The sequence below is a fragment of the Stenotrophomonas chelatiphaga genome (assembly GCF_032054965.1).
Classification (GTDB): Bacteria; Pseudomonadota; Gammaproteobacteria; order Xanthomonadales; family Xanthomonadaceae; genus Stenotrophomonas; species Stenotrophomonas chelatiphaga.
Map to the genome: position 1 here is coordinate 47,251 of NZ_DAMBRS010000018.1, position 12,409 is coordinate 59,659.

The 12,409-nt window shown below is 67.9% G+C and carries 13 protein-coding genes; 6 read left to right on the forward strand and 7 right to left on the reverse strand.

The features are described 5' to 3' along the window. Window positions 1-26 precede the first annotated feature (26 nt). Entirely contained in the window at window positions 27-497 is a 471-nt protein-coding gene (bfr, locus tag RTX79_RS17080; protein ID WP_057509117.1) for a bacterioferritin, read from the forward strand. 45 nt (window positions 498-542) lie between these two features. Here bfr and RTX79_RS17085 read toward each other — a convergent pair whose 3' ends face one another. From RTX79_RS17085 to RTX79_RS17095, 3 genes are all read right to left on the reverse strand, one after another. After that, on the reverse strand, window positions 543-2,723 hold the full coding sequence (locus RTX79_RS17085) for an ATP-binding protein (protein WP_312684980.1): 2,181 nt from the start codon (window positions 2,721-2,723) through the stop codon (window positions 543-545). A gap of 64 nt (window positions 2,724-2,787) precedes the next feature. Further along, window positions 2,788-4,653: an EAL domain-containing protein gene (locus RTX79_RS17090; protein WP_123700212.1), complete on the reverse strand. Its 1,866-nt coding sequence runs from the start codon at window positions 4,651-4,653 to the stop codon at window positions 2,788-2,790. A gap of 28 nt (window positions 4,654-4,681) precedes the next feature. Beyond that, window positions 4,682-5,296: a DUF4126 domain-containing protein gene (locus RTX79_RS17095; RefSeq protein WP_312684981.1), complete on the reverse strand. Its 615-nt coding sequence runs from the start codon at window positions 5,294-5,296 to the stop codon at window positions 4,682-4,684. Between the two features lie 220 nt (window positions 5,297-5,516). On the opposite strand from RTX79_RS17095, the gene RTX79_RS17100 reads away from it, so the two are divergent. The 5 genes from RTX79_RS17100 (at window position 5,517) to ampE (ending at window position 9,025) form a co-directional block, all read left to right on the forward strand. Then, complete coding sequence (locus RTX79_RS17100; RefSeq protein ID WP_312684983.1) at window positions 5,517-6,260, forward strand: DUF6776 family protein; 744 nt, start codon at window positions 5,517-5,519, stop codon at window positions 6,258-6,260. A 4-nt stretch (window positions 6,261-6,264) separates the two neighbouring features. Beyond that, window positions 6,265-6,735 carry a bactofilin family protein gene (locus RTX79_RS17105; RefSeq protein ID WP_312684985.1) on the forward strand — a complete coding sequence of 157 codons (471 nt, stop codon included), beginning with the start codon at window positions 6,265-6,267 and terminating at the stop codon, window positions 6,733-6,735. A 31-nt stretch (window positions 6,736-6,766) separates the two neighbouring features. Continuing rightward, complete coding sequence (gene erpA, locus RTX79_RS17110) at window positions 6,767-7,156, forward strand: iron-sulfur cluster insertion protein ErpA (RefSeq protein WP_042614293.1); 390 nt, start codon at window positions 6,767-6,769, stop codon at window positions 7,154-7,156. Window positions 7,157-7,226: 70 nt separating this feature from the next. Beyond that, window positions 7,227-8,138 carry an NAD(+) diphosphatase gene (gene nudC, locus RTX79_RS17115; RefSeq protein ID WP_312684989.1) on the forward strand — a complete coding sequence of 304 codons (912 nt, stop codon included), beginning with the start codon at window positions 7,227-7,229 and terminating at the stop codon, window positions 8,136-8,138. Beyond that, entirely contained in the window at window positions 8,138-9,025 is an 888-nt protein-coding gene (gene ampE / locus RTX79_RS17120; RefSeq protein ID WP_312684990.1) for a regulatory signaling modulator protein AmpE, read from the forward strand. Before nudC ends, ampE begins: the two co-directional genes overlap by 1 nt. 49 nt (window positions 9,026-9,074) lie before the next feature. Here ampE and RTX79_RS17125 read toward each other — a convergent pair whose 3' ends face one another. From RTX79_RS17125 to RTX79_RS17140, 4 genes are all read right to left on the reverse strand, one after another. Next, a complete protein-coding gene (locus RTX79_RS17125) occupies window positions 9,075-9,500 on the reverse strand; it encodes a DUF2752 domain-containing protein (protein ID WP_312684991.1) in 426 nt (141 codons plus the stop codon). A gap of 46 nt (window positions 9,501-9,546) precedes the next feature. Then, window positions 9,547-9,825 carry a CD225/dispanin family protein gene (locus tag RTX79_RS17130; protein WP_057509275.1) on the reverse strand — a complete coding sequence of 93 codons (279 nt, stop codon included), beginning with the start codon at window positions 9,823-9,825 and terminating at the stop codon, window positions 9,547-9,549. Window positions 9,826-9,858: 33 nt separating this feature from the next. After that, window positions 9,859-10,149: a CD225/dispanin family protein gene (locus RTX79_RS17135; protein ID WP_057509274.1), complete on the reverse strand. Its 291-nt coding sequence runs from the start codon at window positions 10,147-10,149 to the stop codon at window positions 9,859-9,861. A 151-nt stretch (window positions 10,150-10,300) separates the two neighbouring features. After that, complete coding sequence (locus tag RTX79_RS17140; RefSeq protein ID WP_312684992.1) at window positions 10,301-12,187, reverse strand: MFS transporter; 1,887 nt, start codon at window positions 12,185-12,187, stop codon at window positions 10,301-10,303. Window positions 12,188-12,409 lie beyond the last annotated feature (222 nt).

Below are 12,409 nucleotides of genomic sequence, written 5' to 3' on the forward strand. Positions count from 1 at the left end.
GTTTTCAGCGTGCAGGAGCACCCCCCATGAAAGGCGACGCCAAAGTCATCCAGTACCTCAACAAGGTGCTGTACAACGAACTGACTGCGATCAACCAGTACTTCCTGCACGCCAAGATGCTGAAGAACTGGGGCATCAAGGAACTCGCCGAGCACGAGTACAAGGAATCGATCGAAGAGATGAAGCATGCCGACATGCTGTCTGATCGCATCCTGTTCCTTGAAGGACTGCCGAACTTCCAGGCGCTGGGCAAGCTGCGCATCGGCGAGAATCCGACGGAAATCCTGCAGTGCGACCTGGCGCTCGAGAGCGAGGCCGTGGACGTGCTGCGCGAAGCGGTTGCCCATGCCGATTCGGTTGGCGACTACGTCAGCCGCCAGCTGTTCACGAAGATCCTGGATTCCGAAGAAGAGCACATCGACTGGCTGGAAACCCAGCTGGAACTGATCGGGCGCCTCGGCGAGCCGAAGTATCTGCTGAGCAAGCTGGAAGACTGAGCGGGGGTCATGGGTGCCGACCCGGGTCGGCACTACGGCCCGGTATTACCGGGGCTGCCAGCCGGCCAGCGCCATGCGCGCGCGCGCGAATTCCGCCACCACCCGCGCGGCGGCGACCGTCGGCACCTCCAGCGTGCCATTGCGCGCTTCCAGTTCGATGCGCCGTGCGGCGGTCGACAAGGCCATCGCCCCGACATTCGCGCTGGATGACTTCAGGCTGTGTGCCAGCGCGCGCAGCCGGTCCTGGTCGCCTTCCTGCGCCGCCGCCTGCAGCTGCTGCACCGCGATCGGTGTGTCGTGCAGGAACGCATCGATGATCGCCTGCGTGCTTGCCCCGATCACCTCGTGCAGTTCATCCAGCACGGTCGGGTCCAGCGCGGACTGCGAAGACGCCGCATCTTCGTCCGCTGCCACCACCTGGTGGTGCGCCTGCGTGCTGCCGATGTCCTGCGCGCCCAGCGTCCAGCGCTTCAGCATGCTGCGCAGCACCGAAAGCTCCACCGGTTTGGACAGGTAGTCATCCATTCCGGCGTGCAGGCAGCGCTCGCGGTCACCGGCCATGGCGTTGGCGGTCATGGCGATGATCGGCACCCGGGGACGCGTGGAGACCGCTTCCTGCGCGCGCCACTGGCGGGTGGCCGCGTAGCCATCCAGCACCGGCATCTGGCAATCCATCAGCACCACGTCGATGCCGCCCGCCTGCAGCTCGCCCAGCGCCTGTTCGCCATCGTGGGCGGTGCGCACCGTGCAGCCCATGACTTCCAGAACGCGCTCGGCCACCATCAGGTTGACCATGTTGTCTTCCACCAGCAGCACGCGCAGGTCCAGCCTGTCCTGTGCCTTGGCTGCGGTGGGGGCCAAGGTCGCATCGCCCAGCAGCGCGGCAGGGCGCGCCGAGCGCGTGGCCAGCGGCACCAGCACCGCGTGCAGCGCCGCGTCGGCCGCCAGTTCGTCCACCCAGTGCTGGCCATTGCGCGCCGGTGCGTTGCCCAGGTGCAGCCAGAGCACCTGCGGGGCCTCCGCGCCGCGCTCGGCCAGGGCCCGCTGCACGGAGGCATCGCCGTTGCGCAGCAGGCGGCCATCGACCACCAGCCACGCCAGTGCCCGGCTGGTCGCGCGGACCGCTTCCAGCGCCACGGCCAGCGTCTGCACCGCCTGTACCTGCAGGCCATGCTGCGCACCGACGCGATGCACGCGCTGCTGCAGCAGCGGATCATTGCTGAGCAGCAGCAGGTTGCCGAGTTCCGGACCGTGCCCGCTGCGGGTATCGCCCAGTGCCTTCAGCAGGGGAATCTCGAACCAGAACAGGGCGCCCTGCCCGGGCGTGGAATGCACGCCGATCTGCCCCTGCATCAGCTCGATGATGCGGCGGCAGATCGCCAGCCCCAGGCCGGTGCCGCCGTAGACCCGCGTGGTCGAGGCGTCGGCCTGGCTGAAGGACTGGAACAGGCGTGACTGCTGTTCCTGGTCGATGCCGATGCCGGTGTCCAGCACTTCGAAACGCAGCTCGTGCCGGAACGGGGTTTCACCCAACCGGCGGACCTTCAACGTTACCTGGCCGCGGGCCGTGAACTTGATCGCATTGGCCAGCAGGTTGCTGAGTACCTGGCGCAGCCGTACCGGGTCGCCGCGCACCGACAGCCGCACCGCAGGATCCAGCTCCAGCACGATGCGCAGGCCCTTCGCTTCGGCCGCACGCTGCATCAGTTGCACCACGCCTTCCAGCAGTTCGCGCAGGTTGAAGGTGGTGGTCTCCAGCACCAGCGCATTGGCTTCCAGCCGCGAGTGGTCGAGGATGTCATCGACGATGCGCAGCAGTTGCTGCGAGCTGGTGACTGCCGTGCCGAGCATCTGCCGCTGGTCCGGTTCCAGGCTGCCACGCCCGATCAGGTCCAGCATCGGGATGATGCCGTTGAGCGGGGTGCGGATCTCGTGGCTCATGGTGGCCAGGAATTCGCCCTTGGCCAGCACCGCCGCTTCGGCGGCCTGTTTGGCCAGCAGCAGCTGCTGCTCCAGTTGTCCCTGCTGGTCGTGAAGGCGCTGCAGGCGGTCCAGCTCCTGCTGCAGCTGGCGCAGGCGCTGTTCGCCCTCGGCCTGGGCTGCCCGGTGCGCGCCGTGCCGCTGCGCCCGCAGCGGCCACAGCAGCAGCGCCACGCAGGCCGCCGCCAGCCCCAGCCAGGGCCACGGGCCGTTCCAGTGCAGTGCCACCGCCAGCAGGCAGCCCACGCTGATGGCCGCCGCTGCGAGCCCCGCCCGGTGGATCCATCGGCCCCGTCCGTGGGTCACCGGGTCAGAGCACCGCGTTGAGGAAATCGAAATCCAGGTCGCTGCCGGCCGACTGCACCATGTTGCCCTGGATGAAATCCACGCCGCCGACCCACATCGCCGCGGCCGCCTGCGGATCCTCGATCTGCTGCCCGATGATCAGCAGGTTGGCACGGTGGGCGACGTCGATCGCCCCGCGCATCTCATCGCGCGTCTGCGGATTGGCGTGGCTGCTGCTGAAGCGTCCGGCCATGCGCACGAACGACAGCGGCAGCTGGGTCAGCAGGGCATTGGCTTCCGGACCGGGCTCGAACTGGCTCAGGCAGAAGCGCACGCCCAGCGCGCTCACCCGCATGCAGAACTGCTGCAGGGTGACGGTATGGATCAGTGCATCGGGCAGGCGTACGTCGATCACCAGCGCACTGCCGTCCAGCCGCCGCTGCTGCAGCGATTCGATCAGCCAGTCGGCGAAGGCATCACGCGCCAGCGTGCGCAGCGACTGCGATACGAACAGGTGCAGTGGCGGCGTGGCATGCCGGTAGTGGTCGAGCAGGCCGAGTGCGTGGTCGATGACCTGCTGGTCGAGGTCGGCGATGCGGCCGGCCGCTTCGGCAGCGGGGATCACCTGCCCGGCGGTCAGCACGCTGCCATCGGCCTGGCGCAGCCGCAGCAGCACCTGGTACTGCGCGTTGCCGCCACCGGCCACCGCGACGATCGGCTGGTAGGCCAGTTCCAGCTGGCCGTCCAGCATCGCCAGGTGTTCATCGCTGCTGGTCTCTTCGTGCGGGACGAACCCGGCCACGCCGGCGCTCAGCAGGCGTGCCTGCAGCGTGGTGCGCTCGATCGCCTCCAGCGCGCTGCCCACGTCCGGGAAGCCTGGCGAAAGGGCCGCGAAACCGATCACCCCGCGCAGGTGCACCGACTCGTCATCGCGGATCACGAAGGCGCGGGCGGACAGCTGCTCGCGCAGCGACTGCGCGGTGGCGTCCAGCTGCTCTTCGTCCACGCCGCGGGCGAGGGCGAGGAAGCTGTTGTCGTTCAGGCGTGCCAGCAGGTGCGGCTGCGCCGCTTCGGCCAGGCGCTGGCCGGCCTGCACCATCAGGCGCTCGAAGGCGGCATAGCCGTAGCGTTCGCGCAGGCCCAGCGCGCTGGCGATTTCGATGAAGAACAGGCCACCGCGGTCGCGGTGACCGAGTGCGGCAGACAGCTGCTGCAGCAGGTGGTGGCGGGTCGGCAGCCCGGTTTCCGGATTGTTGAGCAGCGGACCGCCGCGCTCACCGGTCTGCGCAGCGGCCTGCGCGCGCGCCCGCCTGATGCGGTTGGAGACCGCCGCGATCAGGTGGCGCGGACGGATCGGCTTGCTCAGGTAATCATCGGCACCACTGTCGAGGACTTCGAACTGGCGTTCCGGATCGGGATCGCCGCTGAGGAAGACGATCGGCAGCATCTGCAGGCCGGGCAGCTGGCGGATCATCGCGGTCAACCGCATGCCGTCCAGTCCGGGCAGGTGCAGGTCCATCAGGATCAGGTCCGGCGCGTGTTCCTTCAGGGCCGGCTGCACGCTTTCCGCATCACCCACCACGATCGCTTCCATGCCGGCACCGTGCAGCACGCTCTGCGCGAACAGTGCCTGCGCGCGGTCGTCTTCCACGACCAGGATCCGGTACGGCGCATCGCTGGGGATCAGCCCGTGGGGCAGGTCGTCCTGTGCATCCGCAGCGGCGTGCAGCGGCGGAGGGGTTGCCCCGGGCAGGGCGACGACATTGTCGTCTGCCGCCGTCGTCGGCGCTGCGCTGGAGGCCTTTTCGGAAGGCGTGCTGGCCCATCGCTGCCAGTGGTCGGCAGGCGGGGTTTCTGCACGCAGGTTGCGTGGCGGGTAGGTGTCGTTCACGGAGTCGCCGGCAAGGGGGATAGGGAGATTATGCGGCAGGCCCGGTGCGGGGCGCGTCGCGATCGGTTCGGGTCAGCCAGCGCACGCTTCTCCACAGGGCACGCCAGACCAGCCAGACCGCCAGCGCGCCGGCCAGGCTGCAGCCCAGCACTACGCCCAGCGCAAGCCAGGGATGGGCCAGCGCCAGCGCCAGCCCGCCGACCACCACGGTGTCCTCGGCGGCCGAGGCGACCCAGTTGCTGGCCGGCTCGGGCGACGTGTTCAACAGTGCCCGGGTACCGGACTTGAGGCCGTGGCTGGCCAGCGCAACGCCGGCCCCGGCCAGCAACGTCCCGGTGCCCAGGTCGCCATCGGGCGACAGCGTGGCGGCGGCCAGGAAGGCGCCTGCAGGGACGCGGGCCAGGGTCTGCAGCAGGTCCCACGCCGAATCCACGCCGGGGATCTTGTCGGCGAAGAATTCGGCGACGGCCAGCACCGCCGAGGTCCCCAGCACCCACCACGATTCGGTGGCTTGCAACGCCGGTGGCAGGTCGACCCAGCCCAGCAACCCGGCCAGTCCGACGCCGAACACGGTGAGGTAGACACGGATGCCGGCCAGCCAGGCCAGCAGGATGCCGATCACGAACAGGTGGGCGTCGGTCATGGCGCAGGCTCCGGTCAGGAACGTGATCACGCCGGCGGCAGGGGGACCGCCGGCAGGTACGCACGCTCGAAGGCTGCACTATCGGTGATGGAGAGGCTGAATGCCACAGGCCGGATCGGGGGCCGCGGCCGGTGTCGCCTGCGTCCTGAACTACAATGGCCCCGACTGATCCGCCGAGGCCGAGCCTGCATCGCATTGACCGATGCTCCGGAGACCTGCCATGAACAACCGTCCGCCTTCGCGCGTCCAGATCCGCATGCCCGGCCAGGGCGCCGCGCCGCATGACCGTCGCCGCCTGTGGATCCTGGTCGCTGCTGCCCTCGTCGCGCTGCTGCTGGCCGGCCTGCTCGGCTTCTGGCTGGGCCGCCCCGGCGGTGAACTGGGCGATACCCTGGAAGGGGCGCAGCAGCGTGCTGAAAGCCTGCAGGCGCAGCTGGTCGAACTGCGCCAGAAGCAGGCCACGCTGGAAGCGTCCGACCGCATCAGCCGGGCGGCCAACAACGAGGTGCAGGCCTCGCTGGCCGAACGGGACGAGGAAATCGCCGGCCTGCGCGCCGATGTCGCGTTCTATGAGCGCCTGGTCGGTGCCACCAGCCAGCGCAAGGGCCTGAACACCCATTCCATCGAATTCCGCCCGGAGGCGGCGGGCACCTGGCAGTACGCGCTGGTGCTGACCCAGAACCTCAACCGCGGGGCGATCAGCCAGGGCCAGATGCGCTTCACCGTGGAAGGAGTGAAGAACGGACGCCTGGCCACGGTCAGCTGGGATGAGCTGCACCAGCGCAGCAACGTGCCCGGCCAGGAGTACTCGTTCCGGTACTTCCAGCAGCTGGGCGGCAGCGTGATCCTGCCGGCGGACTTCACCCCGCAACGGGTTAAGGTCACACTGGGCAGTGGAACGGGGGGTTCCACACAGGTATTTGACTGGAAACAGGCCGGCGCACCGGCCGCGAACGGGGAGTAGGCAGATGTTTGGAAGCAGCAAGTCCAGCCGTGACGGACAGCTGGTGGTCGATGCGTTGATCGGCAGCCAGGTGGTGATCCGCGGCGACGTCGAATTCAGTGGCGGCCTGTATGTGGAAGGCCGCATCCACGGCAAGGTGATTGCCCAGGAAGGTGCCAGCTCCGCCAACATCACCCTGTCCGACAACGGCGTGGTGGAAGGCGAGATCCGCGCCCAGGTGGTGGTGATCAGTGGCCGCATGGACGGTGACGTGCACGCCAGCGAGCGGGTCGAACTGACCCCGAGCGCCCGCGTTAACGGCAACATCCATTACCAGGTGGTCGAAATGGCCGCCGGCGCGCAGCTGAATGGCCGCCTGATCCACGCCAGCGCCCCGATGGCCGCGCTTCCGCCGCCGGAAGGCGCCGCAGAGGAGGCCGGTACCGGCAAGGGCGATACCGCCGCGCGCCGCAAGCTGGCCGAGGCGATGGCTTGAAAGCCGGTCCGGGCGGCCCCATGCTGACCGCATGAGCACGCTGATTTCACTACCCGGTACCGCTGAAGCGGCGCCGGGCTACCAGTCCCTGGACCGCCCGTTGAACTTCACCGAGTCCGCTGCGGCGAAGGTGCGCGAGCTGATCCAGGATGAAGGCAATGCCGAACTGGCGCTGCGCGTCTACATCGAGGGCGGTGGCTGTTCCGGCTTCCAGTACGGCTTCGAATTCGACGAGAACCGCGCCGAGGACGACCTGGCCGTGCAGACCAGCGGGGTCACCCTGCTGGTGGATCCGCTGAGCCTGCAGTACCTGATGGGCGCGGAGGTGGATTACACCGAAAGCCTGACCGGTGCGCAGTTCGTGATCCGCAATCCGAACGCCAAGACCACCTGCGGCTGCGGCAGCAGTTTCAGCATGTAAGCGGCTTCGGGCAGCGCCTGGCGTGCTGCCGAGGCTTGCCAGCAACCGCCGGTGCGGGCAGGCTTGCCGCATGTCTACCCATCTTTCGCCGCTGTCCGGTTTTTCCTTCGTTGGCGAGCCGCTCGAGCGCGCCGATGCCCTGCGTGCAGACCCCGATGCCCTGGCACGGCTGTGGCCCGACGCCCGCCTGCTGGTGCTGGACCGCGACGGCACCGCCTTCACCGGCGCCGATGACCAGCCGCTGCCGTTGACCGGCGCTGAGGTCGGCGGCGGTCCCGGCACGGCGGTGTTTCTCGGTCTGCGCGGCGAGCAGGCCTGGTTTTCCGTCGAAGCGTCGGTGCTGGACGTGGCCGCGCCCGGGCGCATGGACCTGCGCCAGGCCGCGCTGTCCTGGTCGGTGGCCGATGCCAGTGCCTTCAGCTATGCACGCGGCATGTCGTACTGGCATTCGCGCAATCGCTTCTGTGGCGTATGTGGCGGCGAGGTGCGCTTCGAACGCGGCGGCTTCGTCGGACGCTGCCAGCAGTGCGCGGTGGAACATTACCCGCGCGTGGACCCGGCGGTGATCGTGGCCGTTGAAAACCGCGGACGCCTGCTGCTGGGCCGGCAGGCCAGCTGGGCACCGCGTCGCTATTCGGTGCTGGCCGGCTTCGTCGAGCCCGGCGAAATGCTGGAACAGACGGTGGTGCGCGAAGTGTTCGAGGAGAGCAAGGTCCGCGTGCGCGCCTGCCAGTACCTGGGCACCCAGCCGTGGCCGTTCCCCGGCGCCCTGATGGTGGGCTTCCGCGCCCAGGCCGACGATGGCGAACCGGAAGTGGATGGTGAGCTGGAAGACGCGCGCTGGTTCAGCGCCGAAGAGGTGGGTGCAGCGATCGCACGCGACGTGCACGACGACGGCGAAGGCATCCGCCTGTCGCCGCCGATCTCCATCTCCCGCAGCCTGATCGAACACTGGTACCGGCAGCAGCCTGGGAGCGCCTGATGTTCACCACGCTGGTCGCCGTGCTGGTTGCCCTGGCGCTGGGCCACGTTGCGCCGGCGGCTGCCGCCACGCTGCGCCGTTTCGATGGCTTCCGGCGCTGGCTGGGCTGGCTGGACCTGCATGCCGGGCCGTCCGCGCGTGGCCCGCTGGGCGTGGCGTTGGCGGTGTTGCCGCCGGTGCTGTTGCTGGGCCTGCTGGCGTGGTTGCTGCGCGGGACGTTGTTCGGGCTGCCTTCGCTGTTGCTGGGCATTGCCGTACTGGCCTGGTGCTGGGGTCCACGCGACCTGGACCGTGATGTCGAAGCGGTCATCGATGCCGACGAGCCGGCGCTGCGCCATGCCGCCCTGCATACCCTGCAGGCGGCCGGCGGCAGCCTGCGCGATGACCTGCCCTCGCTGGTCGACGTGACCGTCTACAACGCGCTGCGGCGCTGGTTCGCGGTGCTGTTCTGGTTCCTGCTGCTGGGCCCGGTCGGTGCGCTGGGTTACCGCCTGCTGGCCCTGATGTCGATAAGTCCGATGCGCGCGCTGGTGGCGCCGGAAACGCTGCTTGCTGCGCAGCGCGTGCTGGGCTGGGTGGAATGGCCGGTGGCGCAGTTGATGGCGCTGTCGATGGCGTTGGTGGGGAACTTCGATACCGCGTGGAAAGCCTGGCGGCACGCACATGGCGAACGCTGGCGGCAGGACATCGGCTTCCTCGGCGCGGTGGCGCGGGCCAGCGTCAATGCCGAACTGCGCGAAGAAGCCCACGACTACACCGAAGCCGGCCTGCTGCCGGTGTGGCAGCGCCTGCCCGAACTGCGCGATGCGATGAGCCTGGTCTGGCGCATGCTGCTGCTGTGGCTGGCGGTGCTGGCGCTGCTGGTGATTGCCGGCTGGGTGACGTAGCGCCGCGGCATTGGCTGACGGCCAGCGGCCGTCACTACCGGGTGCGGGATCAGCCCGGTGCCAAGCCGGTGAACGGTGCCCATGGCAGGTTGCGCAGCACCGCATAGCCGACCAGCACGATCAACCAGAACATCGGCGATGCCAACAGCCGCATCAGCGGATCGAGTCGTCGCGGACGGATGCCGGCGCCGTTGAGCAGCATCAGCAGCAGCAATGGCAGGCTGAGCACCAGCAGCGGGTTCATCGCCATCGCGCCCGGCAGGTCGAAGTGGACCAGTGAGTACAGGCAGCGCGTGCTGCCGCAGCCGGGGCAGTACAGCCCGGTCAGCGCATACAACGGACAGGACGGCAGCGGGTTGCCAGCCGCGTAAGGGTCGACGTTGTGCAGCACCACCGTCGCGCCCACGGCCAGCGTGGCTACGGCGGCCAAGGGCAGCCAGCGTTGCAGCGAAGGCGGGGGGGGGGGCAGGGACATACGGGAAAAGCGGGACCCGGCGCGATGCCGGATCCCGCCAGGCAACTCAGTAGCCGCTGTTGCTCAGCGCGCCCATGCCACCCAGGGCAACGACGAAGATCGCGTACAGCACGATGACCACGACGCCGGCGATTGCCGCCCACATGGCGAACTTCTTGGCTTTGTCCGAGGCTTCGCGGGCACCGGCGATATCACCGGCAGCAACCTTGCTGTTGACCTGCGCGGCGAAGACGATCGACACGATGCCGAGCGGCAGGCAGCAGAACAGCGTGCTCAGGATCGCCCAGACGAGGTGATTCGGAATCTGCGGGGTGGTGGCATTCATTGCATAAGCTCCTTGCGGGTGGGTGGTGGTGACTCAGTTACCGGAGAGAGCGCCCAGCGCGGCGAGGCCGCCGAACAGCCCGAACCACAACAGCAACAGGACCGGCAGCGCAGCAGCCGAAGCCACTGCCCACCATCCCGCCTTGCGCGATGCCTCCTGCGCGCCCACCAGGTCACCGGCAGCGCGGCGGCCATCAACCTGGGCCGCATAGACGATCGACACCACACCCAACGGCAGGCAGCAGAACAACGTCGACAGGATCGCCCAGACCAGATGGTTGGGGACGTACACCGACGAGGTGCCGATTGGCGGTGGATGGTTCAAGTGCGAGACTCCATTCCTTGGTGGCCGGCGTTTCACGGCGTGCCGGTGCGCCCCCTGTGGCTGGGTAATCTACAGCAACATGCGTCACCTGTATGCGTTTCCGGCACGAATTCTGGAAACGCTTACAGCCTTGCCGCAGGGGCGTGCCGGCTCAGGCGTGGTCGCCGCGCAGGGCACGCACCTGCGCCTCCAGCCGTTCTGCGCTGGCGGCGCTTCCCGCCACCGCCGGCGCCGCCACCACTTCGATGGTGGCGCGGAAACGGCGCGGTACCCGCATGCGTCCGAGGCGACTGTCGCGCCGGCTCCACATGCTGGTCCACATGCCGCGCAGGGCCATCGGCACCACCGGCACCGGGCGCCGCTCGAGGATCTTGTCCACGCCGCTCTTGAAGGTGCTTATCTGCCCGTCGCGGGTCAGCGCCCCTTCGGGGAAGATGCAGACCAGCTCACCCTCGGCCAGCGCCGCGTCGATCTCATCGAAGGCGCGCAGCATCAAAGCGCGGTCTTCCTTGGCACCGGCGATCGGAATGGTCTTGGCGGTACGGAAGATCCAGCTCATCACCGGGATGTTGAAGATGCGGTAGTACATGACGAAGCGCACCGGGCGCGGGATGCTCGCCGACAGGATCAGCGCATCCAGGTAACTGACGTGGTTGCAGACGATCAGCGCCGCACCCTCGTCGGGTACGTTGGCTTCGATGCCGTGCGGACGCAGCCGATACAGCGCACGCACCATCAGCCAGCTGAGGAAGCGCATCAGGAATTCAGGCACGATGGTGAAGATGTAGATCGCCACCAGCGCGTTGGCGATGGCCAGGCCCAGGAACAGCTGCGGGATGGTCACCCCGGCCGCGTGCGCGGCCAGCCCGACGCCGGCGGCGGCCACGATGAAGCCGGAGTTCTGGATGTTCAGTGCCGCGAACACGCGCGACATTTCCGACTTCGGCGTGCGGCTCTGGATCAGCGCGAACAGCGGGACCACGAAGAAGCCGGTGAACAGGCCGATGCCGAGCAGGTCGATGATGATGCGGATGCTTCCCGCCTGCTGCACGAAGGCCGCTACGGACAGACCCTGCGCCGTGGCTTCACCGGCACGGGCGAAGTACAGGTCGAGCAGGAAGGCGGTCATGCCGAACGCACCCAGCGGCACCAGTCCGATTTCTACCGTGCGGCCGGACAGCTTTTCGCACAGCAGCGAACCCACGCCGGTACCGATCGAGAACAGGGCCAGCGCGAAGATGTACAGCGTAGGCTCGCCGCCCAGGTTGGTGATCGCGTAGGTCGGCAACTGCGAGGTCAGGAGGGTGCCGACGAACCAGAACCAGGACACGCCGAGGATCGCGTTGCGCACCGCCTTCTGCTTCTTCGCCATGCGCAGCACGGCCAGCGATTCGGGCAGGGGATTCCAGTTGATCTTCAGCTCCGGCGCGCCAGCGTCGACCTTCGGGATCATCCGCGCGCAGACGTTGCCGAGCACCGCCAGCGCGATGATCGCGGTCGCCGCGACGATGGGTCCGTGACTGCCGGCCAGGGTGAAGATCAGGCCACCGACGATCATGCCGGTGAGGATGGACATCGAGGTGCCCATCTCCACCAGCCCGTTGCCGCCGGTCAGTTCCTCCGGCTTCAGTATCGAAGGCAGTACCGAGTACTTCACCGGCCCGAACAGGGTGGACTGCAGCCCGGTGCAGAACAGCGCGATCAGCAGCAGCGTCATGTTCTGGGTGAGGAAGCCGGCTGCGGCCAGCGTCATGATCACGATCTCCATGGTGGTGGTGATCACGATCAAGCGTGATTTCTCCAGCTTTTCGGCGATCTGTCCGGCCAGGGCGGAGAACAGGAAATAGGGCAGGATGAAGATCGCCGGCGCCAGCGTGGTGTACAGCGTAAGTTCTTCCTTGGGCACGCTGAGGTAGTACAGCAGGCCGATGATGGCCTGGCGGTACACGTTGTCATTGAACGCGCCGAGCGACTGCACGATGAAGAACGGCAGGAAGCGGCGTTGGCGGAGCAGGGCGAACTGGCTGTGGCCTGACATGGAAACTCCCTTCGGACCGGCGAAGCCTAGCATCCGGTGATGTGAGGGTGGTTGCCTGCGGCAGGCTTCAAGCAAGGTCAAGTTCAACGTCAACGTCAAAAGCTGCAGGGCTGCTTGTTGGCGGGGCGCGGTGGCTGTGCAGGACACGCCGTTAACCCGTCCATGGGGGCTCGCTTTTCGCATCCATGCGAAAAGACGGTCCTGCACAGCCACCCCGCCCCA

Excerpts from the sequence above, each read along its gene's own strand:
- RTX79_RS17125 (WP_312684991.1), bottom strand. The coding sequence starts at position 9,500 with ATGTCCCTGCCCCCCCCCCCGCCTTCGCTGCAACGCTGGCTGCCCTTG.
- bfr (WP_057509117.1), top strand. The coding sequence starts at position 27 with ATGAAAGGCGACGCCAAAGTCATCCAGTACCTCAACAAGGTGCTGTAC.
- RTX79_RS17095 (WP_312684981.1), bottom strand. The coding sequence starts at position 5,296 with ATGACCGACGCCCACCTGTTCGTGATCGGCATCCTGCTGGCCTGGCTG.
- RTX79_RS17140 (WP_312684992.1), bottom strand. The coding sequence starts at position 12,187 with ATGTCAGGCCACAGCCAGTTCGCCCTGCTCCGCCAACGCCGCTTCCTG.
- nudC (WP_312684989.1), top strand. The coding sequence starts at position 7,227 with ATGTCTACCCATCTTTCGCCGCTGTCCGGTTTTTCCTTCGTTGGCGAG.
- RTX79_RS17105 (WP_312684985.1), top strand. The coding sequence starts at position 6,265 with ATGTTTGGAAGCAGCAAGTCCAGCCGTGACGGACAGCTGGTGGTCGAT.
- erpA (WP_042614293.1), top strand. The coding sequence starts at position 6,767 with ATGAGCACGCTGATTTCACTACCCGGTACCGCTGAAGCGGCGCCGGGC.
- RTX79_RS17130 (WP_057509275.1), bottom strand. The coding sequence starts at position 9,825 with ATGAATGCCACCACCCCGCAGATTCCGAATCACCTCGTCTGGGCGATC.
- ampE (WP_312684990.1), top strand. The coding sequence starts at position 8,138 with ATGTTCACCACGCTGGTCGCCGTGCTGGTTGCCCTGGCGCTGGGCCAC.
- RTX79_RS17100 (WP_312684983.1), top strand. The coding sequence starts at position 5,517 with ATGAACAACCGTCCGCCTTCGCGCGTCCAGATCCGCATGCCCGGCCAG.